This is a genomic window from Sinorhizobium fredii NGR234, from assembly GCF_000018545.1.
GTDB lineage: Bacteria > Pseudomonadota > Alphaproteobacteria > Rhizobiales > Rhizobiaceae > Sinorhizobium > Sinorhizobium fredii_A.
Genome location: NC_012586.1, coordinates 554483 through 578351 on the forward strand (window position 1 = coordinate 554483; position 23869 = coordinate 578351).

At 60.3% G+C, this 23869-nt stretch carries 24 protein-coding genes and 4 pseudogenes; 8 read left to right on the forward strand and 20 right to left on the reverse strand.

The features are described from left to right. Nucleotides 1-279: 279 nt before the first annotated feature. The gene (locus NGR_RS02670; RefSeq protein WP_164923823.1) at nucleotides 280-882 is read right to left on the reverse strand and encodes a TetR/AcrR family transcriptional regulator; all 603 of its coding nucleotides are present in this window, start codon (nucleotides 880-882) and stop codon (nucleotides 280-282) included. Between the two features lie 156 nt (nucleotides 883-1038). Here NGR_RS02670 and NGR_RS02675 point away from each other — a divergent pair, with 156 nt between their 5' ends. Together NGR_RS02675 and NGR_RS32805 are read left to right on the forward strand one after the other, a co-directional pair. Further along, nucleotides 1039-1437 (forward strand): RidA family protein, encoded by a 399-nt coding sequence (locus NGR_RS02675; RefSeq protein ID WP_164923824.1) that lies wholly within the window; start codon nucleotides 1039-1041, stop codon nucleotides 1435-1437. A gap of 175 nt (nucleotides 1438-1612) precedes the next feature. Further along, nucleotides 1613-1725: pseudogene (locus tag NGR_RS32805) on the forward strand (tyrosine-type recombinase/integrase); the annotation flags it as partial. Between the two features lie 26 nt (nucleotides 1726-1751). On the opposite strand, the pseudogene NGR_RS32810 reads toward NGR_RS32805, so the two are convergent. From NGR_RS32810 to NGR_RS02690, 4 genes and pseudogenes are all read right to left on the reverse strand, one after another. Then, a pseudogene (locus tag NGR_RS32810) lies at nucleotides 1752-1935 on the reverse strand (tyrosine-type recombinase/integrase); the annotation flags it as partial. A gap of 447 nt (nucleotides 1936-2382) precedes the next feature. Further along, nucleotides 2383-2559, reverse strand: a pseudogene (locus NGR_RS32815) (ATP-binding protein); the annotation flags it as partial. A 17-nt stretch (nucleotides 2560-2576) separates the two neighbouring features. Then, nucleotides 2577-3896, reverse strand: a complete 1320-nt coding sequence (locus NGR_RS02685) for an epoxide hydrolase family protein (RefSeq protein WP_164923825.1) — start codon at nucleotides 3894-3896, stop codon at nucleotides 2577-2579. Between the two features lie 46 nt (nucleotides 3897-3942). After that, a complete protein-coding gene (locus NGR_RS02690) occupies nucleotides 3943-4344 on the reverse strand; it encodes a cupin domain-containing protein (RefSeq protein ID WP_164923826.1) in 402 nt (133 codons plus the stop codon). A gap of 284 nt (nucleotides 4345-4628) precedes the next feature. Here NGR_RS02690 and NGR_RS02695 point away from each other — a divergent pair, with 284 nt between their 5' ends. From NGR_RS02695 to NGR_RS02705, 3 genes are read left to right on the forward strand one after another with little or no spacing between them, the layout of a single operon-like run. After that, entirely contained in the window at nucleotides 4629-5315 is a 687-nt protein-coding gene (locus tag NGR_RS02695) for a TetR/AcrR family transcriptional regulator (RefSeq protein ID WP_240545101.1), read from the forward strand. Between the two features lie 35 nt (nucleotides 5316-5350). Then, on the forward strand, nucleotides 5351-5572 hold the full coding sequence (locus NGR_RS02700) for a DUF2798 domain-containing protein (RefSeq protein ID WP_164923827.1): 222 nt from the start codon (nucleotides 5351-5353) through the stop codon (nucleotides 5570-5572). A gap of 33 nt (nucleotides 5573-5605) precedes the next feature. Further along, nucleotides 5606-6547 (forward strand): alpha/beta fold hydrolase, encoded by a 942-nt coding sequence (locus NGR_RS02705; protein WP_015886684.1) that lies wholly within the window; start codon nucleotides 5606-5608, stop codon nucleotides 6545-6547. Nucleotides 6548-6787: 240 nt separating this feature from the next. Here NGR_RS02705 and NGR_RS02710 read toward each other — a convergent pair whose 3' ends face one another. The 6 genes from NGR_RS02710 to NGR_RS02735 all read right to left on the reverse strand — a co-directional run bounded on the left by NGR_RS02710 (nucleotide 6788) and on the right by NGR_RS02735 (nucleotide 11158). Continuing rightward, the gene (locus NGR_RS02710) at nucleotides 6788-6952 is read right to left on the reverse strand and encodes a hypothetical protein (RefSeq protein ID WP_015886685.1); all 165 of its coding nucleotides are present in this window, start codon (nucleotides 6950-6952) and stop codon (nucleotides 6788-6790) included. A gap of 1 nt (nucleotide 6953) precedes the next feature. Beyond that, nucleotides 6954-7517, reverse strand: a complete 564-nt coding sequence (locus tag NGR_RS02715) for a hypothetical protein (protein WP_015886686.1) — start codon at nucleotides 7515-7517, stop codon at nucleotides 6954-6956. Nucleotides 7518-7803: 286 nt separating this feature from the next. Beyond that, nucleotides 7804-8763 (reverse strand): YeeE/YedE thiosulfate transporter family protein, encoded by a 960-nt coding sequence (locus NGR_RS02720; protein ID WP_015886688.1) that lies wholly within the window; start codon nucleotides 8761-8763, stop codon nucleotides 7804-7806. 132 nt (nucleotides 8764-8895) lie between these two features. After that, nucleotides 8896-9351, reverse strand: a complete 456-nt coding sequence (locus tag NGR_RS02725; protein WP_015886689.1) for a carboxymuconolactone decarboxylase family protein — start codon at nucleotides 9349-9351, stop codon at nucleotides 8896-8898. Between the two features lie 24 nt (nucleotides 9352-9375). Continuing rightward, nucleotides 9376-9786 carry a cupin domain-containing protein gene (locus NGR_RS02730; protein ID WP_015886690.1) on the reverse strand — a complete coding sequence of 137 codons (411 nt, stop codon included), beginning with the start codon at nucleotides 9784-9786 and terminating at the stop codon, nucleotides 9376-9378. A 163-nt stretch (nucleotides 9787-9949) separates the two neighbouring features. Then, on the reverse strand, nucleotides 9950-11158 hold the full coding sequence (locus NGR_RS02735) for an NAD(P)/FAD-dependent oxidoreductase (protein ID WP_015886691.1): 1209 nt from the start codon (nucleotides 11156-11158) through the stop codon (nucleotides 9950-9952). A gap of 281 nt (nucleotides 11159-11439) precedes the next feature. On the opposite strand from NGR_RS02735, the gene NGR_RS02740 reads away from it, so the two are divergent. Next, nucleotides 11440-11979, forward strand: coding sequence for an RrF2 family transcriptional regulator (locus tag NGR_RS02740; protein WP_015886692.1), 540 nt, complete (start codon nucleotides 11440-11442; stop codon nucleotides 11977-11979). A 121-nt stretch (nucleotides 11980-12100) separates the two neighbouring features. On the opposite strand, the gene msrA is transcribed toward NGR_RS02740, so the two are convergent. From msrA to NGR_RS02775, 7 genes are all read right to left on the reverse strand, one after another. Then, nucleotides 12101-12607 (reverse strand): peptide-methionine (S)-S-oxide reductase MsrA, encoded by a 507-nt coding sequence (gene msrA, locus NGR_RS02745; protein ID WP_015886693.1) that lies wholly within the window; start codon nucleotides 12605-12607, stop codon nucleotides 12101-12103. Then, nucleotides 12608-13051: a peptide-methionine (R)-S-oxide reductase MsrB gene (gene msrB, locus NGR_RS02750; protein ID WP_015886694.1), complete on the reverse strand. Its 444-nt coding sequence runs from the start codon at nucleotides 13049-13051 to the stop codon at nucleotides 12608-12610. A 46-nt stretch (nucleotides 13052-13097) separates the two neighbouring features. Continuing rightward, the gene (locus NGR_RS02755; protein ID WP_015886695.1) at nucleotides 13098-14558 is read right to left on the reverse strand and encodes an amidase family protein; all 1461 of its coding nucleotides are present in this window, start codon (nucleotides 14556-14558) and stop codon (nucleotides 13098-13100) included. A gap of 94 nt (nucleotides 14559-14652) precedes the next feature. Further along, complete coding sequence (locus NGR_RS02760) at nucleotides 14653-15150, reverse strand: DUF6130 family protein (RefSeq protein ID WP_015886696.1); 498 nt, start codon at nucleotides 15148-15150, stop codon at nucleotides 14653-14655. 286 nt (nucleotides 15151-15436) lie between these two features. Next, nucleotides 15437-16435 (reverse strand): thioredoxin-disulfide reductase, encoded by a 999-nt coding sequence (trxB, locus tag NGR_RS02765; protein ID WP_015886697.1) that lies wholly within the window; start codon nucleotides 16433-16435, stop codon nucleotides 15437-15439. 56 nt (nucleotides 16436-16491) lie between these two features. Beyond that, nucleotides 16492-16647, reverse strand: coding sequence for a DUF1127 domain-containing protein (locus NGR_RS02770; protein ID WP_164924046.1), 156 nt, complete (start codon nucleotides 16645-16647; stop codon nucleotides 16492-16494). A 103-nt stretch (nucleotides 16648-16750) separates the two neighbouring features. Further along, on the reverse strand, nucleotides 16751-17281 hold the full coding sequence (locus tag NGR_RS02775) for a YkgB family protein (protein WP_015886698.1): 531 nt from the start codon (nucleotides 17279-17281) through the stop codon (nucleotides 16751-16753). Between the two features lie 288 nt (nucleotides 17282-17569). Here NGR_RS02775 and NGR_RS02780 point away from each other — a divergent pair, with 288 nt between their 5' ends. Both NGR_RS02780 and NGR_RS02785 read left to right on the forward strand, forming a co-directional pair. Continuing rightward, complete coding sequence (locus NGR_RS02780; protein WP_015886699.1) at nucleotides 17570-18190, forward strand: TetR/AcrR family transcriptional regulator; 621 nt, start codon at nucleotides 17570-17572, stop codon at nucleotides 18188-18190. A gap of 49 nt (nucleotides 18191-18239) precedes the next feature. Then, a pseudogene (locus NGR_RS02785) lies at nucleotides 18240-19060 on the forward strand (IS630 family transposase); the annotation flags it as partial. Nucleotides 19061-19281: 221 nt separating this feature from the next. Here the strand turns inward: NGR_RS02785 and NGR_RS02790 are convergent. Next, nucleotides 19282-21045, reverse strand: coding sequence for an adenylate/guanylate cyclase domain-containing protein (locus tag NGR_RS02790; RefSeq protein WP_015886700.1), 1764 nt, complete (start codon nucleotides 21043-21045; stop codon nucleotides 19282-19284). 766 nt (nucleotides 21046-21811) lie between these two features. After that, nucleotides 21812-23773 (reverse strand): protein-L-isoaspartate(D-aspartate) O-methyltransferase, encoded by a 1962-nt coding sequence (locus tag NGR_RS02795; protein ID WP_015886701.1) that lies wholly within the window; start codon nucleotides 23771-23773, stop codon nucleotides 21812-21814. Nucleotides 23774-23869 lie beyond the last annotated feature (96 nt).

Genomic DNA, 23869 nt, shown 5'->3' on the forward strand with positions numbered 1-23869 from the left:
TTTTCGGCCCGTTCCCCCCTTGCATGAATGGCATTGCTGCGATTGTAGATGCCATGGTCTGCAGTTCGAATTGTGTCAAGGCGAGAGATAGGAGTCGACATCCCGGTCCGGTCGGCATGTTGGTCTGCATCGGTCGTAAGCCGCCGAGGTATCTCGGCGCGGTTCGCGCCAGAAGCGGAAGTTGCCCCAGTCGCAAGCCTCCCGCGGTCTTGAAGGCTGTAGCTTTAACTGAGGTTTCCGCGAAGCCAAAGTGTCAATCTGGAAGCTCGACTTTGGCCCTTAGTGGGCTCGCAAAGGGTCCAAATGCAGACCTGCCGCCAAGGAGCGAAAAGCCTCGACCGCCTTCGGCAGCACGCTCTGCGGGTTTTCGCTCGCGGCGATCCAGAGAGCAGCATTGAGAGCCGCGCCACTAAGCAATCGGGCCGCCGCTTCTGCGTCAAGCGGCTTGAGGATGCCTTGTGCGATTAGGCGCTCCACTGTTCTCTTGGTCACCTGTAGACAACTGTTCTGGCTAGGCCACTGCGAGGGATCACCTAACACCGCAGGTCCGTCGAGCAGAACGATGCGTTGGACTTCCGGATTTAGCGCCATCTCGATATAGGCCGCACCCTCGGCGAGCAGACGCTGCCAATCGTTATCCGCCCGAGCCCCAATCTCTTTAGCGCGCGCCGCCATTTCCATGTCAATCTGATCGACAACCGCTGCCAGGAGGCCGCGCTTGTCTCCAAAGTTGTGGTAAAGCGCGCCCCGTGTCAGACCGACGTCAGCCGTCAGCTCGTCCATAGACGCTGCCGCGTACCCCTTTTCCGCAAAAGCCTTTCGCGCAGCCGCTATCAACTTGACGCGGTTTTCCTGCATCGTTTCGCTGCGTGTTTTTGCCATCCGATCTCTCAATTTCACATACGAAGCGTATATGCGCTTGACGTACGGCACGTATGCCGGATATTCGACATACGTATCGTATATCAAATGGAGCGGCAGCTTGTGAAGCGTTGCTCCGCACTCATCGGTCGTTGCCAACAAAAAAGAGAGATCAGAATGCCCAAACGCGAAGCAATTTTTCCTGCTAACCGACACACTCTTTACGAGGAGCACGGCTATTCCGCCGCTATCCGATCCGGTGATCTGCTGTTTGTGTCCGGACAGGTCGGCAGCCGTTCCGATGGAACACCCGAACCCCATTTCGAACGCCAAGTACGGCTGGCCTTTGAAAACCTGACGGGCACGCTGAGCGCAGCGGGGTGCACGATGGATGATATCGTGGACGTAACCACCTTCCACACTGACCCTGAAAACCAGTTCGGAACTATCATGGCTGTCAAGCAACAGATTTTCAGCAAGCCACCCTACCCGAATTGGACTGCCCTCGGCGTAAACTGGCTCGCCGGCTTCGATTTTGAGATAAAGGTCATTGCCCGTGTTCCGGCAAGTACCTGACATCGTCACACCCCGGCTGCGCGGGAATCGCCTATTCTGTCGCACGCGCGCTCCAGAAGAAGGCTCATGCATTGGAGTTCGCGAAAGCTCGACGACCGCTTCGGCCGAACAGAGCCATTCATGTGCCGGATGTCGACGTCCGGATCGGGTCGACTATTGACCTTCAGCGGGGCCGAAGACGGGGAAGCTGCGCGCCGTCCAACTCTTGCTCGGCCACAAGAAGCTGGAGAGCACCGTACAATACTTCGGAAGGTTGACGACGCGCTCGCCATCTGTGAACAAGTTTGAATTGTAATAGTTTCGCGGCGCTCTTAGATGTGCCCCGCCTTGGTCCGTCTCATCGAGTGTGTGCCGTAGCGTTTGGTGGTCAAGCCCGATGCTGGACACCCACCTTTCGACGACCCTGCTATATTGCCGCGTCGACAGATGCGGCGAGGCGTGCACGCGGCGGGGTCACAGGCAGTACCGTTCACCGAGCCTGCCCCCGCCAATCCATGCACCACAGCGTCCCGCAAGGACGTTGTGGCAAGTGGTGCGGTTGATATTGTCGGTCTTGCGCGCGCTCGTCCTCGAGCCTTCACTTCCCGACCTCTGGAAAGCAGAACGAAGCCTGAACCGTTCTTTCCCAGGTTCTCCGACGTCCCGGAGGGCGGGATCACCGCGTGGTACACGATGCGGCTCACCGAGATCGGCGCTGATAAAGAAACACCGGTTTTCGGCGATCTCGGCCAGGCAATCCGAGACTATGAAGCGCGCAACCGATCTCGAACAAGAATTTGGTTGCGTCACTTTGCCGATGATGTCGTGAGGCAAACCTAAAGGGTCATCCGCAGCTATGTCATCTTGTCCGCATTCCCGACTTAGCTATAGGCGTCATGACCAGCCGTGGAGGTCATGTCGAACACAGTCATCGGCTTTCGAACGTTTGTCAGCCAACGCCAAAGTCTACTGGCGCAGCGCAATTTCAGCCGCAAGACCGCCGCCATCGCGGTTGCGCAAGGTGAGTGTGGCGCCGATCGCGGTTGCCAACTGAAGGGCAATGGCAAGGCCGAGACCCGTCCCCCCGGTGTCGCGGTTGCGGGATTGCTCCAGCCGGAAGAAGGGTTGCAGCACCACTTGCAACGGGCCGTCGAGGAAGACTAGAGTTGACGCAGTGGCCGGAAAGCGGCGCGCAACTCGGCGCTGAACAAGCCCGGCTCTTCCCAGGCGGCGAAATGGCCGCCCTTGTCCACGCGATTGTAGTAAATCAGGTTGCGGTAGGCGCGTCCCGCCCAGCTCTTCGGCGGCCTGTAAACTTCGCCGGGGAAAATTGTAACTGCCGCCGGGATCGCGATAGGCGCCAACTTGCTGTTGCCCGCGCTGTTCTCCCAGTAAATCCGGCCGCTCGAGGTCCCGGTGTTCGTCAGCCAGTAAAGTGTGATGTTGTCGAGGATCTCGTCACGGCTCAACGCGCGTTCCGGTTCGCCACGGGTGAATACCCAATCTGCGAGCTTGTCATAAAACCACGCCGCCAGTCCAACCGGCGAGTCGGCAAGGCCGTAACCGACGGTTTGCGGACGCGTCCCCATGATTGCCGCGTACCCGAAGCCTTTACCGAGGAATTCCCTGGCCTCATCAAACACAGCCCGTTCGTCGGCGTTCAAATACGCCGGCGCAGGATCACCGCTTCTCAACGCCCTGGCAACTTCCGGTGGAATGGTCGTCGAGCGCTCGATCCTGTTGACGTGGATTCCGAGCAAACCCGGAGGAGCCTGACGGCCCATCGCGTCAGAAATGATGGCACCCCAATCGCCGCCCTGTGACACGTATTTCTGGTACCCAAGGCGCTTCATAAGGAGGTCCCAGGCGCGGGCGATGCGGTCCGCATTCCAGCCAGTACCCTTCGGCTTCTCGGAAAAGCCGAAGCCGGGAATGGACGGTAGCACGAGATGGAATGTGTCCTCCGCGGTCCCACCATGCGCCGTCGGATCCGTTAGAGGACCGATGACTTTCAACAGCTCCAAGACCGAACCCGGCCAGCCGTGGGTCATGATGAGCGGCAATGCGTTTTCGTGACGCGAGCGAACATGGATAAAGTGGATGTCGAGGCCGTCGATATTCGTTTGAAACTGAGGCAAGGCATTGAGTTTCGCTTCGGCCTTACGCCAGTCATAGTGCGTTTCCCAGTAGCGGACAATTGACTGAAGCTTCGCAAGCTGCACCCCCTGGGTGCGGTCGTCGACCGTCTCCGGGTCGGGCCAGCGCGTGGCGGCAAGGCGCTGTCGGAGGTTGACGAGCTCTGCCGCCGGCACATCCACACGGAAGGGGCGTATGTCACCGGCTTCCAAAGGTGTCGCGGCCTCCACTTGGGCGAGGGCCGTCGCAGGGCGAAGCACCGCAAAGGCGGCCACCGCGGCTCCATTCAGGAGCAGAGCCCGGCGAGACGGCGCGGAAGCGCCGGTTGTTTCCTGTGCGATCATTTTCGCACTTCCTTCCACGTGGTTCTCAATGTCCTTGTTGAAGCGCTCACTTGACCGGGACGACGAGCGGGGTGCCCTTCTCGACGATGTATGTTGCAAGCTCGGACGCCCTGCCGTCGCCGACATTCTTCGCCAAGTGTGCCACTCCAGCCGGGATGAACAAAGTTTCTCCGGCATGAAGTGTGACCGGCGCTCTGCCCTCGAGCTGATATTGCAACGAGCCTTCGAGCACATAGGCCACCTCTTCGCCCGGATGAGAGTGCTTGATGGAGACTGCGCCCGGTTCGAAGTCGACGCGCACCTGGACCGCCTCACGACCAGGCACGCCGAGGTCGCGCTGCACGAGATCGGTACGCTGAATTCCCGCTTGCTGCGCCTTGGCCCCGTGCAGCGCCAATCCGCTCCCAACGATCAGCAGCGCAGCCGCCATGATTCGAGGCGTTCTCATATGCTCGTCCTTTCAGCATTTGGGTCGAGGCTCGTTTTCGAAGCCAGTGCCGCCATTTGAGCGCCTATGTGTATTGACGCTGTGTCCGCCGGGCCGGACTTTTGTAACGGCATGTATCGCGGAACAACGGAGCGAACGCGGCGCCCGATCGGCACGCATTGCTTTGAGGAAGAGGGCGCGCGACACATGAAGGCTCGCGGCCCCTGATGGCGGGAGGCGCAGGCTCCCACCCAGCGAGCGGGGCGCCCGGCGGGGTCAGCGAGGCGAGGTATCGCGGCAGCTATTTGGAGACAAAGCCCTATCCTTTGCGTCGGGACCAGTTTGCGAAGGGCCGCGGCAGCACCGGCATTGACAAAAAATACCGATCGGTATATTTCTGGATCATGAAGAAATCTGAGCGAACCAGACAGTTCATCGTGGAAAAGACAGCCCCTATCTTCAACGTGAAGGGCTACGCCGGGACGTCGATCGCCGACATGACGGAAGCCACGGGACTTACAAAAGGCAGCATCTATGGCAACTTCGCCAACAAGGACGAGGTCGCCTTGGCTGCCTTCGAGCATAACTGGCAACGGGTGAAAACGACGGTGCGCGCGGAAATGGACAAGCGCAGCACCAGCAAAGATAGACTGCTCGCCCTCGTGGGCGTGTATCAAGACCTCCAGTCCCACGACTTTCCTCAGGGGGGCTGCCCCCTGCTGAACACGGCAGTGGAGGCGGATGGCACTCACCCTGATCTCCGGGAAAAAGCGAGGGACGCCTTCAACGGCTGGCTGAAGAACATCGTCACGGTCGTTGAGACGGGTGTTGCGGCCGGGGAGTTCCGGGCGAGCGTTGATGCGGAACAGACCGCCCTTACGCTGATCGCCCTGATCGAGGGGGGGCTGATGATCTCCCAACTGACCGGCAATGTCGGTCACCGCACTGCCGTTATGCCTGCGGTGGAAAAAACGATCCTCGACCTCACGTGACGGCGGCCGAGTTCCTTGCGCGATTGGAGAAACCAATGAACATGCACCTGAAACGGAAAATTGCCTTTGCCCTGTTGATGGGCATCATGACGACCGGGATCATCTCGTTCGTACTTCTCGCCCTCAATATGGGTTTTTCTGAAACGTTCGCCGGGGCATGGCTGCGGTCCTGGGCTATCGGATACGTGATCGTCATTCCCGCGATCCTTCTGGTCGGACCTCGGCTGCAAGCCTTGGTCGATCGCGTGGTTCAATGAGCCAGCACACGGCACAAGCCGAGGAAGACTGCCATGATCAGACCATCGCTATCTGCGTTCTTTGCCCTCCTTTTCAGCTCTTCGATTGCCTGGGCGTGTGACCCCGCGCAAACGGAGAAACTGGACATCGATTACATCGAGACAAGTCCGGACATCACCCTCAGAAGGATGGTGGTGCAAAACTCCAACCCGAAGGGGACGGTGCTCTTCCTCCATGGTTTTCCAGAGACCCTGTGTGTCTGGAAGGATATCTCCCTTGCGCTCGCAGATGATTACGAAGTCCACGCTTTCGACTGGCCCGGCTACGGTCTTTCCTCGAGGCCTCCGGTCGACAAGTTTTCCTATGCGCCAAATGAATATGCCCGCGTCCTGCACGACTACATCGAGAAGGCGAACATCGACGAGTCCAAGCTCACGATCTACGCGACGGACATCGGAGCGTTGCCGGCACTTCTTCTGGCGCTGGAAAAGCCGGACATCGCCAAAAAGATCATCGTCGGCGATTTCGCGCCGTTCGACAGGCCGCAGTACATGTACGAGAGCTTACAAAACCTGAAGTCAGAGCCATCGGCAGGGAAGACACGCGCCTACATGAACCAGACACGCGCGGAAATCCTCGAAAATGCCTACAGGAGAGGTTTACCCGAAGAGGCACAATTCGATCTTTCCCCGGACGTCAAAGAAGACATGTCCAGAGGATGGGACCATGGCGGACTGACGTCAGCGGACGCCTTCTATTACTACTATTCCAACTTCACGCGTGACGAAAACTACTTCGAGGCCAACACCGACAAGCTGACGACCCCCGTTAAAGTGATTTGGGGCGAGAAAGACATTTACATCAAAAAAGAAATGGGCATCGAGTTAGCCGAAAAGATCAAGGCACAGCTTCGGCTTCTTCCGAACGTCGGTCACTACCCCCACCTGCAAAGTCCGAACCAGACCATAGAAGAGCTTCGTGACTCGTTCCGATGAGAAAGCACTGCCGCCTCTCTGTCACTTTTAAAGACGAGAAGCCGGGCGGCCAAGATTCTCACATTAGCTGCAATTGCGAGCGCGCTTTCGATCTGCACGTATGATCGCCTCGATAAGGCTGCTGAGCTGCGCTTTGGCCCCACCCGTCCCTTGGCCGAGCAGCGTTCGGGGCGGTTCCGATCCGGCGGGCCGGACGGTAATTGCTTGTACGGGACGACACAGTAACCACGCAGCGTCATCTCAGAACAGCGCGTAATCCGACAGCTCGATTGTGACGGCGTTGAAATCGCGGTCGAGAGTGCCATCCGGCTTGAGTGTGAACACGCTGCGGCGGGTCGGGTACTTCAGCCCGTCGACGTCGACGTAATCAGAAACAAAGTGCGCAGCCGGCGTGTCCGCCCACACATCAACCGTATAATCGTGTCGGCGCAGCAGCCCACCCGAGCCGAAGTAGAAGCGCTGTTCCCGCGTGTGGCTGTGGACGCCCCTCGGGAAAGCGCACCGCTACGCCGCGAAGCGTCTCACCGTCGTTCTCGATCGGAGCAACATCGCGAGCTTCATAGCCGGGCTCGCCGAACACAAACGGCGTCGCATGGTATGTCCACATCGCATAGCCGTTGAAGTAGGCGAGGTTCAGCGGGTCCCATTGTCCGTTAAAACTGCGATCGAACGCTTCACGTCCGTTGTCTCGCTCGGCGATAATCGAGCCGTCTCCGGCCCTGATCTCCACATGCTCGGGAGTCCAGCTCATCGTCCAATCTGGTTCTCCAAAGGGAGTAACTCGGGTCCATTGGCGGCGAAACTCGCTTGTTGCACGCCGCGGCACAGGAATCAAAGGAGCGCCTTTCAGCTCCCATAGCTTTCCACCGGTCCGTATGGTTGAGGCAATACCCTTAAACTTGCGCCAGCGGTCGTGCCCGCCATGCGCTTCCAGAGCCTCTTCCAGCAGCGGGTGCAACTTGCCACGCATCGATCTTCTCCTCAATTAGGATCCATGACGATCAAATTTAACGCTCCTGACCTTTGCCTCGTACCTCATATACCACCTTTAAGGACGCATCGCTTCAATCGCCGTTCCAAGCCAGGCGGCGGAGGCGACGATGTTGCGACCGCGCCGCAAGTCCACCTTGACTGGCAAGCCCTCCGGGTACGTTGCTCCAGGCATTTCATCGCCCACCTTGCGGGCCGGCGGACAAATCGGGTTCCAAGTGATGGCCCCGACATGGTTCACTGTCATTTTCGCCGGGGGAACAGCGTCATGACCAAGGTCTTGCCATTGAACCGAATTTGACAATGAGTGCGGCCAGCGTCGCAACGAATATCACGTAGGCGAGCGCCGCCTGCCAGGCCCCGGTGGGAAAACCAATCAGCAGCAGCGTGTCGTTCCCACCGGGAATGAGGAGCGCAGCCAATCCCATGAGGATGCCTGCGAGCGTTTTCTTGACTATGGTCGCCACTGTCGGCCATTTCAGCATGAATCCTTGCTTCCTAAGTCTTGCGGAGACAAGACTGCCGCCGAACATGCAGACAGGGATCAAGGCACCTGCGACCGGTATCGAAGCGATCGGTCCAAAGGATGCAGTGATCGAGAACCCAGGCGCAGGAACCGCCAGGATCGTAGAGGTGATGCCGATCGCCCCCATCACCAGCGTCAACTGCCGGAAATTTGATTCGGATCTGCGTGACACACCGAGCCTCAGAGCCACGATGGCCAACAATGCGAGCGCAAGCAGCGCCGCCTCTAGCGACGGGGGAGCACTTGTCGGTGGCTGATGCGAAAGCAGATCAAACAGGGAGTCAATGTATAGGACCGCATAGATGCCGAGAAACGTGAATGCGAATCCGATCTCCCCGTTTCCGATATGCCCAACAGACCCGAACACACAAGCGCCGTTTACATAGGTGCCGAGCCCAAGCAAAATGGCCGCAGGAACCAGGTAGCCGAGTGGCGACCAACCCTCCTGCATCATCGGTGCCGTTTCAAGGATTGCGTAGACGAGGGCCGCCCAGACGGCGCATTCGATCAAAGCGATGAAACGTGCCGGCCTCCTCTCCGATACCAACTGCCTCGTGGCGATGACGGTGCAGATCGATCCCCGGTTCATCGCGAAACCGAGAACAAATCCCAGCGCCGCGGCCAAAGCCATAATCGCCCAGGTTTCCAAGCTGGCGGCGACAGGTCCCATGCCTGATATGTCAATGAGAATTTCGCTCATTCGGCAAACGGCCTCGCGCACCGCTCGAGTTTCAGACACATCCAAGCATTCATTACTGATGGCCGTTTACTGATGGCCGTCGCTGCGATTTCGGACGCGCGACGAGCGCGCGTCCGCAAAGCGTTGCTACCATTATTTTTCGAGCGCAGCCTGTGGCGTGTTTCGGAAACTGATCGCCATGCGATTGTAGGCGTTCATCAGGCCGGTCGCGATCGTCAGATCGACGAGTTCGCGCTCATTGAAGACGGCGCGTGCGGCCTCGTAGGCTTCATCGGGAACGCCGGTCTCGGCCACGCGCGTCACCGTTTCGGCCCAGGCAAGGGCGGCTCTCTCACGTTCGTCGAATAGGTTGCCAGCTTCCCGCCACGCCTGCACCAGCGCGATCTTCTCGATCTGTTGCCCCTTCTTCAGCAGGTCGCGGGTGTGCATGTCGAGACAGTAGGCGCAATTATTGATCTGCGAGATGCGCAGATAAACCAGGTCGACCAGCACTCCAGGGAGGCCGCTCTGCAGGATGTAGCCGTAGACGCTACCAAGGGCTTTGGCGCCCGCCGGTGCGATCTGGTTGTAGTCGAGACGCTTGCTCATCGTTCTGTTCCTTAAAGGTCGGTTTTACTCAATGGGAGTGGTCAGGGCCTTTTCGTCGCTATTGAGGACGAATACGGCGAGGAGCTTTGCGGGCTTGGTGTTACTCGCATTGCGGCTGACGAGATGCTTGGACGCCGGCGGTTCGTGCCAGCTCTCGCCGGTGCGGTAGATCTGCCTCGGGCCGTCATTCACCTTCGACTCGATTTCTCCGGAGAGCACGTAGGCGAAGATGAACGACGAGCCCGCGTGCCGGTGCGGTACCGATGCCCCGCCCGGCGGATAGTCGACGATTACGGCCTTCAGCGTCTTGCCCGGAATGTTGGGAATGGCCTCTTCGAAATGTGGCGTGACAACTTCACCGGGGTCATGCGCTGCGGCAGGCATGGCGGTGGCGATGGCGATGCAGGCCGCGCCTATGATGAACCGTGCATTCATGATGACATTTCTCCTTTGTGACGTCTTCTTGGGAAAACGAGCCCGTATCCTCTCGGAAGGAGGAGTTGGGACAGGCTCGCTTGCGGCAGCCAGTGCAGCGCGGGGGATGCGTGCATTTGGCTGCCTGGAACGGTCGTTGGCTTTCCGGGACCAGATCTCACGATCAAGCGACGACGATGCGCAGAGGGTCTGCAGCCGCAAGCGCCGCTGCGCGTTCGGCACTCGGCGGATAGATCCATTCGGTGTTGATCCTGGTTTTCAGCCTTTTTGCTTCGGCACCGGAAAGCTTTATCTGACGGTCCCAGCCTTCGGTATAAACTGCGCCCCATGGGCCCAGATCGAGGCACGTGACGTACTTCTCCTGGCTGTAGGGTATCGGATCCACCCCGAGCAAATCCGCCGCGACGTTGTGTCCCGCGGAGCGCCCGAGATTCTGGGCGTGCTGGCAGCTCATCTTCGTGCGGTTGCCGTCATCATCGGTCGCGGCATAGGCAACGTCGCCGGTCGCATAGACGTTAGAGTGACCGATGACCTTAAGGTTCCGATCGACATGAAGACGTCCGAAAGCATCTTTTTCCGCGTCGATCTGCTTCGTTATGGGGTTGGCGCGGGCCCCTGCCGTCCAGACCACTGTGGCCGCGTCGATCCGTTCGCCGGACGCTAGCGTCACGCCCTCGGGATCGATGGCGATGATCCCTTCGCCGAGACGGGTCTCCACCCCGAGTTCCGCGAACGCCTGCTCGATGACCGGGCGAGGGCCTGGTCCGAGATCAGGTCCAATCGCATCGTTGCGCTCGACGACGACGACGCGGACGTCGGCGTCCTTTCCGAGTGCGGCACGAAGACGATGCGGCATCTCTGCGGCCGTCTCGATCCCGGTGAAGCCGCCGCCGGCGACGACCACCGTATTGCGGGAACGGCTTTCCGGAAGGCGCGCCAGTTCAGAGATATGTTCCTCGAGCACCGCGGCGTCGGCAAGCTGGTCGACATTGAAGGCGTGCGCCAGCCCCGGGATGTCGGGACGGAACAACACGCTGCCAGTCGCCAGAACAAGCTTGCTATAGCCGATTGTGGTCTCGCGGCCCTCCTCGTCCGAATAGGTCACGGAATTCTTTGCCGTTGAGACAGCCGTCGCATAGCCTTTGATGAAGCGCACGCCTGCATTGGCGAATATCTCCGACAAGGGTGCCTTCATCGTGGACGCGTTTTTCTCGTAGAGGCGTGGGCGGATGTGCAGTTCGGGCTGCGGGGCGATTACCGCAACCTCGACAGAACCGTCCGCCTTTCCCTGCTGGTCCAGCAGCCGCATCGCACCAAGTGCCGACCACATTCCGGCAAAGCCGGCGCCGATAATCAGAATTCGTTCGCTCATTTCTGTTCCTCTTAGACAAGGCTTGGCTTTCGGCGGGACGACGTCCAACCGGTCAGACGATTGCCGTTCAGCTAGCTGTCTCCGGAGCGGAGACGGGTTCCGCGACGATCTTCATAGCGCCGCGTTAACTACGACTAATCTAATCGTAGTTAACGCGCAACGATAATTCCGGCCGATTCCGGAGACGCATTGTCAATACGAGGGAGACGGGAGAGGCATTGCAGAAACGGATCACCAATAGTATCTACGACTGCATTTGTCGTTGTTTTAGCGGTGGTTCCATGGCGCATGTAAGCGCAGGCGTTGAATACGCTCTTCACTGTCTCCTTTACCTCATCGATGCGGAGGAGTTGGGCCAGCCGGCAAGCGCGCGCGATCTTGCCGAGTTGCAAAAGGTCCCTGCCGAATTTGTTGCGAAGCTTTTCACCAAACTCCAGAAGTCGGGCATCGTGGTCGCCCGTGAGGGAATTGGCGGTGGCTTTGCGCTCGCGCGTCCTGCGACAGACATCACCGCACTCGATGTCATCGAAGCTGTCGATGGGCGTAAAGCGCTGTTCGAATGCAAGGAGATCCGTGCTCAGTGCGCGCTTTTCGGAGACCGCACGCCCGTCTGGGCGATGGACGGCGTCTGCTCCATTCACGCGGTCATGATCGAGGCTGAGAAGCGGACAAGAGAAGTGTTGGCCGGTCACACGCTGGCAAGCATCGCCGGACGCGCAGCGGCGAAGGCACCCAAGGATCATGCGGACCGCGTAAAAGAATGGCTGGCGGCGCGCACGCCGCGGCGTCGCCGCCGCGGCATCCAGCAAAGGGTCGATTGATATACGGTCCTCTGCGGAGAGACGTGCGTTCAGTCTGAACGCGCTCCCCTGGCTGCACGCCTCGATGAGCAGGCATGAACGCGAGGACAGACGCCCGCGGCCAGAGATTAGCGCTGGCCGGCTATTCGGCCGCCGCGCGCCGGGGCAGCACCCAGTCGGGGCGCGGGAAGTGGCAGGTGTAGCCGGTGGGGTAGTTCTCCAGGTAATCCTGGTGCTCCGGCTCCGCGTCCCAAAAGTCTCCCACCGGCTCGACTTCGGTCACGACCTTGCCCGGCCACAGGCCCGAGGCCTCGACGTCTGCAATCGTGTCCTCGGCAATTCGCTTCTGCTCGTCGTCGACATAGTAGATCGCCGAGCGGTAGGAGGTGCCGATGTCGTTGCCCTGTCGGTTCTTCGTGGTCGGATCGTGGATCTGGAAGAAGAACTCCAGAATCCGCCTGTAGCTGATCTTCTCGGGATCGAAGATGATTTCGATGCCTTCGGCGTGGGTACCGTGATTGCGGTAGGTCGCATTCGGCACGTCGCCGCCGGTGTAGCCCACGCGGGTCTCGATGACGCCGGGGAGCTTGCGGATCAAGTCCTGCATCCCCCAGAAGCAGCCACCAGCCAAAACAGCTCTCTTGGTCATTCAGATATCCTCCACCTGGTTGATATAGGCGCCGTAGCCCTCTGCCTCCATTTCCTCGCGCGGAATGAAACGCAGTGCGGCGGAATTGATGCAGTAACGCAGGCCGCCCCGGTCCTCGGGGCCGTCGGGAAACACATGGCCGAGATGGCTGTCGCCATGCTTCGAGCGCACCTCGGTGCGGATCATACCATGCGAGGCATCCCTGAGTTCGTTGACATTTGCCGGTACGATCGGCTTGGTGAAGCTCGGCCAGCCGCAGCCGGAATCGAACTTGTCGGCCGAGGCGAACAGCGGTTCGCCAGAGACGATGTCGACATAGATCCCCGGCCTCTTGTTGTCAGTGTACTCCCCGGTGAAGGGGCGTTCGGTGCCATTCTGCTGGGTTACCCGATACTGTTCGGGAGTAAGCTTGCTGACCGCTTCGTCGGTCTTTCTATAGGTCATTTTCCTTGTCTCCGTTTTTAGATCCTGATCGAGCAGCGCCGATCATTCAGACAGGTGATGGGAGCGCCCCGACGGCCGCTTCCACAAGGCGTGCGAGTTCGAGGAGGCTTCTGTCACGCCCGTGCGCACCGTCGATTTCGAGCCCTATCGGGAGCCCATTCCTGGACAGGCCCGTAGGAATGCTGATGCCTGGCAAACCGGCTGCGCTCGCGGCGATGGTGTTTTTTGCCAGAACCAGATCACTGACCTCCTGATCCGCAATCGAGAACCTTGACTGATGCTCGATCAATGGCGCCGTGCAGGGAGTCGTTGGAAAGAGAAGTGCAACGGCTCCGCTGCGAGTAAAAGCTTCGCTGAATCGACGTTGAATTTCCGGACGATCCAGCGATAGCGCTGCCTCATATGTTTCGCGAGAATATCCAGGTCCGCTCGGCAAGACGACGTTCCCCCAAGCTTCTCTCAGGCCAGGTTTCAAGCCGTCATAGATTGCGTCGAATGAGGTCGGAACGCGGTTGTGATGAAGAAATCCTGAGATCGCTTCCATCGTCTCATGGAAAAAGATGTTCCACGTTGCCCTTTCGGTGATCGAGGAGAAGTCTTCTCCGAGGTCTATCGCGACAATCTCTGCGCCAGTCTCGCGTAGCCGCCGAACCGTCTCGTTGAAATGCACCTCGATCTCAGGGTCGACCAGATCGAGATATTGCCGAGGCGCATAGGCTAACCTGACACCCTTCAGGTCGGACCGATCGGAGCGTCCGGTTGCTTCAGCCTTCGTGACGATCTGATCGATCAGGGCGCAATCTTCGACATTGCGCGCAAGCACGCCTGTCGTATCGAGGGTATGAGAGATCGGGGCGACCCCGTTACCCGGCCACCGCCCCGTCGTCGGCTTGAAGCCAACCACGCCACATAGCGATGCGGGCACCCGGATCGAACCTACCGTATCGCCCCCTAGGGCCGCGGGCACGATGCGAGCCGCGACGGATGCGCCACCCCCGCTGGAGGAGCCCCCAGTGACATGATTGCGCTCATGCGGGTTTTTCACCTGACCATAGGGTTCGTTGTTGCCGGTCAAGCCATAGGACATCTCGACAAGGTTATTTTTGCCAAAGACAACGCCGCCAGCATCCTTGATCGCGCCAACCACCACGGCGTCCTCTTCCGGCACAAAACCTTCGAGGTTCCGCACCCCAAGCGTCGTTCGCAGTCCTTTAGTCAGATAGCTGTCCTTGACCGCCAACGGAACGCCGAGAAGGGAAGCGTTGGAACCAGCGGCGCGAGCCTTGTCAGCGTTTCTGGCCGCCGCCAGCGCAGCGGTTTCATCTATCGTGATGAAGGCATTCAGATCGGAGTGCGTCCGCGCGCGCTGGAGGAGCGCGGCCGTATATGACTCCGACGAGATGTCGCCATTACGAATGGCGGCAGCCGCAGCGGCGACGCCAAGCCCTGTGAGCCCGTCCGCCTCCAGTTCCAAGGCTGTTCTAACGAATGCTTCGTTCTCGTGCATGATAACCTCACTTTAGCACGGGACGATCAACGTCCCGTTGCCGGTTCAGGGGCGCGCAGTGCCAACTGTGCGGCAGCGCATCGGAGAGCGATCCTCAGTGGCTGTGAGGCGTCGCCGTGTCGGGGACAGTGAACGTATGCGTCACCTCCTGCCCGGGGATCACGTTGTGATTGGCGTCGACCAATCGGATATTCACCTTGTGCGGGCCGGGCGGGAAATTGGCTATGTCGACCGTGTTGTTGTCGCTCGCATCCGCCCACCACCACGGCAGGTCATCGACGATAACGTGGAGATGGCCGATGCGTGGAGACACGTCGACGGCGCCGGCTCCGAACACCGGCACGATGCGCAGGTTCTCCACGCGGTACTGGGCCCAGTAGACACCCTGGGCAATCCCTTCGGGAAGCGGGGGGTCCACGATCAGCTTGGGCTCGGGCTGGTTCTCGACGGCGACATAGGGCGAAGGGCCGCGGATCTCCCGTGCGCTCTGGGCGAAGGCTCCGGTTGCGAGCACGGTGGCGGCAGTGGCGGCGGCAAGCGTCTTGATGAACAGGATCATTTTCAATCGTTCCTTTGGTTCGGAGAGATCCATTTCCTCATCCCGGACATCAACATGAGCCCGGCAGGCGAAAGACCGAATAACCACGTCGCGGGAGGCTCTCTTTCACGTTGTGCGCGAACGATCCCAGCTCATGCCCCGGTCTCACGGCTCGCTCTCGGTCCGAACCGTTGGGCGAGACTGACGCAAGCTCGTATCTTGAATGTGTTCGGATGCCCGCAAACTGTATCGCTATGTAGGAGCAGGGGCGATCCACGCCACCGAGCACTGCGGCCGGAGTCCGCGCTTTCTCAGGGGACGGCTCCTGTCGCCGCCGTCCTTACGCTCCAACCATCTCCGCTTCGCGCGCCTCGACCGCCCGGGCGACCGGATCGGGTGAATGCTCGGCCAGAAATTTCTCGGCTTCCAGGGCCGCCATGCATCCCATGCCGGCGGCGCTGATGGCCTGACGGAATACCGGGTCGATGACATCGCCGGCGGCCAGCACCCCGGGGACGGTTGTTTTCGTCGACCAGGAGCCGACCTTGATGTAGCCGGCCTCATCCATGTCGAGCAGGCCGCGAAACAACGCCGTTGCCGGATCGTGTCCGATCGCGACGAAAAGGCCGTGCGCGGACAGCTCCTTCACGTCGCCCGTCTTCACGTCACGGATCCGGACGCCGGTTACCGATTTTCTCGGCTCGTGCTCGCCGATGACCTCGTCGATGACGTGGTTCCAGACGACTTCGACATTCGGTTTCGCCAGGAGACGGTCCTGCAGGATCGACTCCGCGCGGAAACGATCGCGGCGATGAACGACCGTGACCTTGGAGGCAAGGTTCGACAGGTAGAGCGCTTCCTGCACGGCTGTGTTACCGCCGCCGACAACGACTACTTCCTTGTTTCGGTAGAAGAAGCCGTCACAGGTCGCGCAAGCCGAGACGCCGAATCCATTGAATGTCTTCTCCGAGGGCAGGCCAAGCCAGCGGGCCTGGGCTCCAGTCGCGATGATGAGTGCATCGGCGATGTACGTGTCGCCGGAGTCACCTTTGAGACGGAACGGGCGCTCGGAGAGATCGACGGAGGTGATGATATCGTACACCACCTCGGTGCCGACATTCTCCGCCTGCTGCCGCATCTGCTCCATCAACCAGGGTCCTTGGACCGGTTCGGCAAAGCCGGGGTAGTTCTCGACATCCGTCGTGATGGTGAGTTGGCCGCCCGCCTGCAGCCCGGTCACAAGGAGCGGTTTCAGGTTGGCGCGGGCAGCGTAGATGGCGGCGGTATAACCGGCCGGTCCGGCCCCGATGATCAGGACCCTGGCATGGTGCGTGTTCATGAGGTGATCTCCTTCTGCGTCACGGTCTGGGATCAGCCGTGACGCAGTCTCAGGGTTCATTGATCGTATTGCCGGCGCGCGACTACGTCGATTTCGTTGCGGGTAATGCCGACATCCTCGAGCAAGTGGTCGTTCAATTGCGTGAACGCGCGAAGGGTCCGACGATAGCGCTGGTGGGCGCGGATCTTAGACAGAACAAAGGTCAAATACATGGGATGTTCCTTTCGTTGAACCGACCGGCACGGCTGATCTGGAATGGTGGTTTCGTTCATTGCAATTTCGGGATGCGGGCGGAGGCGGGGCTCCGCCCGTTGGTCAAGCGCTGGTTGAGCGGAGCGCCGCGAGCGAGTCGACGGCAATCCAGAGGGAGAGTGCGAGCAGGCCGATGTCCTTGAGCAGGAACTGACCGGCAGCGACCGAAATCGCCGGAAAGCCGAGCTCCGGCACAGTGACTCCCGGGGTCGTCACCATGAAGCTGAGCGTGGTTGCGAACAGCCCGGCCGAGAGCAAGCCGCCGACGAGCGAGTAAACCGGGTTGACGAGCCGTGCCGCGATCAGGGCGCCGATGCTGAGTTCGAGGAAGCCTAGAAGGCTTGAGAAGTCCCTTACGCTGAAGAGCGAGTAGGTCCAGCTCAACAACGGACTGTTGCCGACCAGGCCGGTTAGCCCTTCCGCTTCATAAGCGGTGAACTTCATACCGCCGAACCAGCCATAGATCACGACCAGCGAAATATAGAGGCCAGCCGCGCTTACGGTCCGGCCGTGGTGCTCGGCCAGATCGAGGGAAGCGGCGCGAGCCTGCGCACGCGAATGAGCCGCGGCGCTGCGGATAGGAACATGAGGCATTGTCTTCTCCTTGGGTTGTCCGCGGTGGGCGATCCGCCCGGCTGATGCGGAGTAAACGATACCGATCTGTATCGAACGAAAAGAAGAATTATACCGATCTGTATCGTTTTGCAAGGGCGATCTCTGAAGGGGTCCCGGCCTTGTTCCCCAGGGAACTCTTCTTGTTCGGGGCCACAGTGAGCAAAAAATGGCTGCTCGCTGCAGGGAAAGCCTCAGAAAGCCCCTTGTATTTGCCTCCCGCTACCAGTAAGAAACGATACAGATCTGTTACAGATTGAGAGGACGATAATGCGCCGTTCGGAAATCCGGGACCACCTGCTCGACATCGCACTCCGGCTGTTCAATCAGCACGGCTATCACGCGACGGGCATCGACCTGATCATCGCCGAGGCGAGGGTGGCCAAGACGACGCTATACCGGCACTTCGAAACCAAGGAAGACTTGATCCTCGCCGCGCTCGAACGGCGCGACGAGGAGGACCGCAGTGCCATGCGTGCCTTCGTGGAGCAGCATGCGAGCGATTCGGTCGAGCGCCTCCTGACGACGTTCGATTTCCTCGAGGCCTCGGTCCGCGACAAGCAGTTCCGCGGCTGCATGTTCGTGAGCGCCGCGGGGGAGCATAAGGACACGGTCAATCCCGTATTCCGCGCTGCAGTGATGCACAAGCGCCTGGTAATCGCCTATTTTGAGGAACTCGCCCATGCGGCGCAGTTTGCGGAGCCGAAGCGGATCGCGACCGAGATCAACCTGCTGCATGAAGGGGCGATGGCCGTCGCACAGATGACCCGGATGGCCGAGCCCGCGCGGCAGGCCAAACGCATGGCGCAGCAACTGCTCCCGGCGAAACAGCGTTCTCCTTTGACGTCAGGCGGGAGAGAGGACGCCGAGCAGCGAAAGCAGGCCTCCTGATTTCTCCATCTGGCACTGCATCGCCAAGTCGCATAGTGGATTAGGGATGGTACGGCTCTTCCGTGAGACGGGCAGCGCCGCCGCCGGCCAGATGGGCGGCCACAAGCCGCGGGCGATCGCCGGTGAGCACCGGGTCTGGCTGGTCGAGCGCTGCCGTGCGCAGGCGTTCACCTTGCGCGGGCTGGTCGCGGAATTGGCGGAGCGGGGCCTGCAGGTCGACTACCGCTCCGTCTGGATCTTCGTGCATGAGGAAGGGCTGAGTTATAAAAAAGACGTTGGTCGCCAGCGAGCGCAACCGGCCCGATGTCGCCGCCCGACGCAGCCGCTGGCTGAGACATCGCCATCGCATTGATCCGGCCCGCCTCGTCTTCATCGACAAGACCTGACGAAGACGAACATGGCGCCGCTGCGAGGCTGGGCACCGCGCGGCGAACGGCTGTTCGGCCACGCTCCCTTCGGCCACTGGAACACCATGACGTTCATTGCCGCCCTGCGTGTCGATCGCGTCAGCGCGCCATGGGTAATCGACGGGCCGATCAACGCGACGAGCTTCCTTGTCTATGTCGAAAAGGTGCTGGCGCCGGAGCTGAAGCCCGGCGACATCGTCGTAATGGACAATCTCGGCTCGCACAAGGCCGCGGCGATCCGCACCGCCATCCGCAAGGGCGGCGCGCGGCTGTTCTTCCTGCCGCAATATTCCCCCGGTCTCAATCCGATCGAAAAGCTATTCGCCAAGATCAAGCACCGGCTACGCGAGGCGCAGGCCAGAAGCCGCAACGCCATCCATGACGCGCTCGCAACCACCTCCAAACCGCTTCACCTAAAGAATGCCAGAACTATTTCAAAGAGGCCGGATATGAACGGATCTAAAATCATCCCGCTTTAGCGGCGGCGCCGGCAGCTCGCTCGGAGCTCGATTTCCTGAGGTTAGAGATCTCGCGGTCCCGACCCTCAGGTCTCGAGGCCAAAGGCTGGTAAACGCAAAAATCCGCCTCGGGACACAAGAGAGCGCCGGCGCCAAACCCGAACGGCGAAGACGCCCCTTAGCCTCGAGGGGCACGGCACGCTGCCGTGCGCACAGGATAGCGGCACTATTGCGCCGCCATGCCGCTCGCTGTCGGCGGACCTTCGTCGGCTCCGGCTTTGACAAGCCCTTCGCGGATGTGCTGGGTCTCGGATTCCTGAGCATAGTGCAAGGTAGCGAGGAAGGATTCGATGCCGAAGTCAGGAGCGAGCGCTCGAAGCTTCTTGATATGCGCAGAAGCAGCGATTTCATCGCCGAGCCAGCCATAGCAGGCGGCGACGAAAGCTTGTTGGACGTGGTCCATCGTCGAAAGATGCATGAATGCCTCGATCGCTTCGGCGTACTGCCGTGCCGCGAAGTGAGCCTTTCCGAGATGGCTCCAGAATCGTTCCGGGTGATGGGGGTTGAGCCGCATTGCCTTGCGGATCCATTCTACCCCTTCCTCCGGACGACCGAGCCACGTCAGCAGCTCGCCCTGCTGAACCACCACCAGGTCGTAATTGGGATTGAGCGATAGGGCGCGCTCCTGATGATAGCGTGCCGTCGTCAGCTCGTTGTTGTTTACGCTTACGGCCGCGAGGATGCGATGCACGTCGGCATCGTTGTCGTCGAGCGCCAGCGCCTGTTCAAGCTCGGCAACGATTTCGGCCCAGACCGCGTCCTTGTCCTCGCACCAGCCGTACACCCATGCCTGCCCGAGGATGCAGGCCCGCCAGGCATGGGCATGCGCGTATGCGGGGTCGAGCGCGATCGCCCTGTCTATCAGGGCCTGCGCCTGCTTGTTATCCGCGACAGTGGTGCGATGGTGCAGCACCTTGGCAGTGAGGGCGCACTCGTAGGCGGCCATGTTCGTCGGCGTCGTTCGGGCGAGCTGGTCTCGCTGGGCCGCTTCAAGCCGCCCTGGAAGAGTCGCTGAGATCGCCGCCGTCACCTCGTCCTGAATGGCGAAGATGTCGTTGAGTCTTCGGTCGTATTTATCGGCCCAGACGTGGGTATCGTTGGCAGCGTCGATGAGCTGGACTGTTACGCGCACCCTGTCGCCAATCTTACGGACGCTGCCTTCCACCAGATACTGGGCCCCAAGCTTCTCGGCCACTTCGCGGACGTTCACGGGCTGGTTCTTGTAGAAGAAGCTGGAGTTGCGCGAGATGACAAAGAGCTCGTGGCGGCGGGACAACTCGGTGATGATATCCTCGGTCAAGCCGTCGGTGAAAAACTCCTGCTCGGGATCGCCGCTCATGTTGTCGAACGGCAGCACGACGATCGATGGCTTGGAGACGGCCCGCTTTGCGTCCTTCTCGTCCGGCAGGACGGAGCCTTCGAGTCCAACCCGGTAAAGATGCACGGGACGGCTGATGTTCTTTAGCATCTTGTCGCCAAGGTCTTCAATGGAGACCTCGAGGCGATCGGCAATTTGCGTCGCAACCGCCGCCGTGACGCAGATGCCGCCCACATCGGCCAGTTGCTCGATGCGGGCGGCGATGTTCACGCCGTCGCCAAAGATGTCGTCATCATCGAAAATGATATCGCCGACATTGATCCCGATCCTGAACTCGATCCGCCGATCCTGGGGCACGTCGGAATTGCGACGTTTCATGCGCTGCTGGATTTCCAGGGCGCATCTTACGGCGTCAGTGACGCTCTGGAATTCAACGAGCATCCCGTCGCCCGTCGTTTTGATGATCCGGCCCTCGTTCTTTGCGATGGCGGGATCGATCAACTCTATGCGGTGCGTTCTGAGACGGGCGATCGTGCCTGCTTCGTCGGCCTCCATCAGCCGGCTATAGCCTGCCATATCGGCCGCCAGGATTGCGGCTAGTCTCTGTTTCATCGAGTCGCCACCGGACTGGCAGATTAGCGATCGATTCTAACCCAACACAGTGTTCTCGCCTATCTTAAATTAGCGCCTTCTTTCCAAAGGCGCTCAGGCCGCAAAGGGCGAAGGGCAATCACCGCCAAGGCAGTTCGCGGGCGGCGGCGGCCGTGGCGTCACGCTGTCGGGCAGGCTGAAGACGTCGAACGCTGAGGCTTGCCGTTCGTGCTTGTTCCCTCTGGAAAGGCAAACCGGCCGCCTTAAATTGCGGGGAGCCGCATTCAATTCCGCTCTCCGACGTGCCCGACCGCGTTTTCGCAGGAACTCTTTTGCCCATTTTGCCACTCTTATTCTTGCGTAGCATCGGCCGACGGTTCGGGGACACCTGAAGCGCGGAGCCACGATTGCTCCTGCCGGGCCGCTGAGAGGCGCGGTGCAGTGACGGAGACGTCTCCGCCGATCGATCTGCCCCGGCAAGTCTTTGTTGGAGAGGAAGGACGACAGATGGGCGGTCAAATAGCGCTTGTACTCCCGATTGCCATCTGCGCCTTCCGAGGCCTCGGAAGGCGACGAGAACGTCGAGCAGGCTTGAAGCCGTCAAAAGAATCCCAGAAAAGCAAAAGCTGAAGGTGGCAAGCTCACGACGCCGTCCATGGGTCTTTCGGATGCGGGCGATCGGGACATGGTGCGGGGGCGCAACCAGGAGAGCCGTAACAAGGGCTAGTCTTTGGGCGCTTGCAGCGACAGTGCGTAGCGGACAGGTCTGTACCATCGGCTCGAAAGATCAAAGCCCGAAAGGAAAAGTGTCCGGCACGTGCCCGGACCCTGCTGTGACGGGCAGCGGCGACACGGCCCGCGTTTCGTCGAACCACACGTATGCATCGAACTGCTTCGAAAGCTCGGCGCGGGCGTAGTGGCTAAGGAGTTCACTCTCTGGGCGGTAGATGACGCCGATGAAGCGTTCCAGCCGCTCGCTCGAAAGGCTCTGTGCCACATCGGGTTTGCGGACGAAATCGAGTAAAAATCGTTCCTTCCCGGAGAGGTGGCAACATCGCTCAACGGTCTCCTCAAGTGAAGGGCGTACGGCCTTGATCTCCATTTGGCCGTCCCATTCGCTCGCTGCGGCAACCGTTCCCCTGTGGGTGCCAAAGCCGACAAGAGCGACCTCGTCTCCGTACTTCTCCCGGCAGAGCTGGCCGAGATTGAGTTCCCCTCGCAGCTTGCCCATGTCGGTGTGGCGGGCATCCCCTATGTGAGAATTGTGCGCCCAGACGATTGCTTTGGACGTCGGGTCGGCTCGTTCGAGGAGGTGGTCAAGCGTCTCGAACATGTGCCGGTCGCGCAAGTTCCAGGCGTCCGCACCGCCATAATACATGATGCGGTAGTACTTTTCCGCCGTTGCTATGAGGCGGGCATTTTGCGCCGCATCGAACACCGCATCGTCTCCTGCCGTATCGAGAGCACGCGCTAGTAGCTCCTGGCATTGGCGGATGACCGCGTCCTCGCATCTGCGGTAGCCAGAGGTCAATACAGCGCGGCCGTAGGTGCCAGGCTCGTTCTGCCATGGAGTGAGACAACCATAGCGTTCGCGTGCCACGGTCGCGGCCTCGCGGTCGGACTCGTCGAGATAGGAGAGGACGGCCGCGATCGAGCCCCGCATGTTGTAGAGATCGAGCCCGTAAAAGCCGGCCTGCCGCTGCGTCGACTGTGTTCCGTTGTGAGTCTTCAGCCAGGAGACGAACGCCGCGAATTCGGCATTTCGCCACATCCACGCGGGAAAGCGCTGAAATGGTGGCTCCCCACTCGCTGCTTCCCGCGTGCGCACGACGGCGTTGACCGCGGCGGCATCGGGCCAGTCCGCCTCGACAGCGACGATGGCAAAACCGTGCCGCTCTATGAGGCGTTGGGTAATGACGGCGCGCGCCTGGTAAAACTCCGATGTCCCATGGGTTGCTTCACCCAGCAGAACGATACGATGACGGGCAAACCGCTCGAACGGGTCGGCAAAGCCTGGGTCTGTGACCAGTGGCAGATCATCTGCGGCCTCTGCAACCAAATCCGGCACACGCCTTCGTGCGTGTGCGTCTGGCTCGCTAGATTCGCTCCATCCTCCTTCGCCGATCAAAGGTACAAAAAGAACGCCGCCGAGATCCTCCTCCTCGTAGCGATTGGCGGCGGTCCGGGTGATGCGGAGTAGCCGTTGTGCCTGCTCTTGGCGACCCACTGGAATGATCAGCCGGCCGCCAATCTCCAGCTGCTCCTTTAATGCTCGCGGGACTACGGGCCCGCCAGCGGCGACAAGTATGGCATCGAATGGGGCTCGCTCCGGCCATCCCTTGGTCCCATCACTTGCACGGACGTCTACGTTGCTCCGCCGGAGCTTCAAAAGCCGTGCCGACGCCGTCTCGGCAAGCGTGCGGTGTCGCTCGATGGCAAAGACACGCTCGGCGAGATGGCTGAGTACGGCCGCGGCATAACCCGATCCGGCCCCGACCTCGAGGACGCTGTCGTCGGGCTCGATTTCGGCAGCCTCGGCCATGCGGGCGACGATGTAGGGCTGCGAGATCGTTTGACCTGCGGCGATCGGCAAAGCGGAATCCTCGTAGGCGAATTCCTGGAAGCCGTCTTCCACAAAAGCCTCCCGCGGCACGGCCCTCATCGCCGCAAGCACGCGTGCGTCAGTTATGCCGCGCCGAACGAGCTGCCGTTCAGCCATCTGGTGCCGGGCATGGGCGTAGTCGAGCATGACGATCTCTCCTGGCCAAAATGGGATTGTGTAAAGCGGCAAAATTTTTCCATATTCGGGAACCCAGTGGAGCGCGCATTGTTCCCGATGTTTGGG

Bases quoted from the DNA above. Each gene is read 5' to 3' on its own strand.
- NGR_RS02670 (WP_164923823.1), bottom strand. From the start codon at position 882: ATGGCAAAAACACGCAGCGAAACGATGCAGGAAAACCGCGTCAAGTTG.
- NGR_RS02675 (WP_164923824.1), top strand. From the start codon at position 1,039: ATGCCCAAACGCGAAGCAATTTTTCCTGCTAACCGACACACTCTTTAC.
- NGR_RS02685 (WP_164923825.1), bottom strand. From the start codon at position 3,896: ATGATCGCACAGGAAACAACCGGCGCTTCCGCGCCGTCTCGCCGGGCT.
- NGR_RS02690 (WP_164923826.1), bottom strand. From the start codon at position 4,344: ATGAGAACGCCTCGAATCATGGCGGCTGCGCTGCTGATCGTTGGGAGC.
- NGR_RS02700 (WP_164923827.1), top strand. From the start codon at position 5,351: ATGAACATGCACCTGAAACGGAAAATTGCCTTTGCCCTGTTGATGGGC.
- NGR_RS02705 (WP_015886684.1), top strand. From the start codon at position 5,606: ATGATCAGACCATCGCTATCTGCGTTCTTTGCCCTCCTTTTCAGCTCT.
- NGR_RS02715 (WP_015886686.1), bottom strand. From the start codon at position 7,517: ATGCGTGGCAAGTTGCACCCGCTGCTGGAAGAGGCTCTGGAAGCGCAT.
- NGR_RS02720 (WP_015886688.1), bottom strand. From the start codon at position 8,763: ATGAGCGAAATTCTCATTGACATATCAGGCATGGGACCTGTCGCCGCC.
- NGR_RS02725 (WP_015886689.1), bottom strand. From the start codon at position 9,351: ATGAGCAAGCGTCTCGACTACAACCAGATCGCACCGGCGGGCGCCAAA.
- NGR_RS02730 (WP_015886690.1), bottom strand. From the start codon at position 9,786: ATGAATGCACGGTTCATCATAGGCGCGGCCTGCATCGCCATCGCCACC.
- NGR_RS02735 (WP_015886691.1), bottom strand. From the start codon at position 11,158: ATGAGCGAACGAATTCTGATTATCGGCGCCGGCTTTGCCGGAATGTGG.
- NGR_RS02740 (WP_015886692.1), top strand. From the start codon at position 11,440: ATGGCGCATGTAAGCGCAGGCGTTGAATACGCTCTTCACTGTCTCCTT.
- msrA (WP_015886693.1), bottom strand. From the start codon at position 12,607: ATGACCAAGAGAGCTGTTTTGGCTGGTGGCTGCTTCTGGGGGATGCAG.
- msrB (WP_015886694.1), bottom strand. From the start codon at position 13,051: ATGACCTATAGAAAGACCGACGAAGCGGTCAGCAAGCTTACTCCCGAA.
- NGR_RS02755 (WP_015886695.1), bottom strand. From the start codon at position 14,558: ATGCACGAGAACGAAGCATTCGTTAGAACAGCCTTGGAACTGGAGGCG.
- NGR_RS02760 (WP_015886696.1), bottom strand. From the start codon at position 15,150: ATGGATCTCTCCGAACCAAAGGAACGATTGAAAATGATCCTGTTCATC.
- trxB (WP_015886697.1), bottom strand. From the start codon at position 16,435: ATGAACACGCACCATGCCAGGGTCCTGATCATCGGGGCCGGACCGGCC.
- NGR_RS02770 (WP_164924046.1), bottom strand. From the start codon at position 16,647: ATGTATTTGACCTTTGTTCTGTCTAAGATCCGCGCCCACCAGCGCTAT.
- NGR_RS02775 (WP_015886698.1), bottom strand. From the start codon at position 17,281: ATGCCTCATGTTCCTATCCGCAGCGCCGCGGCTCATTCGCGTGCGCAG.
- NGR_RS02780 (WP_015886699.1), top strand. From the start codon at position 17,570: ATGCGCCGTTCGGAAATCCGGGACCACCTGCTCGACATCGCACTCCGG.
- NGR_RS02790 (WP_015886700.1), bottom strand. From the start codon at position 21,045: ATGAAACAGAGACTAGCCGCAATCCTGGCGGCCGATATGGCAGGCTAT.
- NGR_RS02795 (WP_015886701.1), bottom strand. From the start codon at position 23,773: ATGCTCGACTACGCCCATGCCCGGCACCAGATGGCTGAACGGCAGCTC.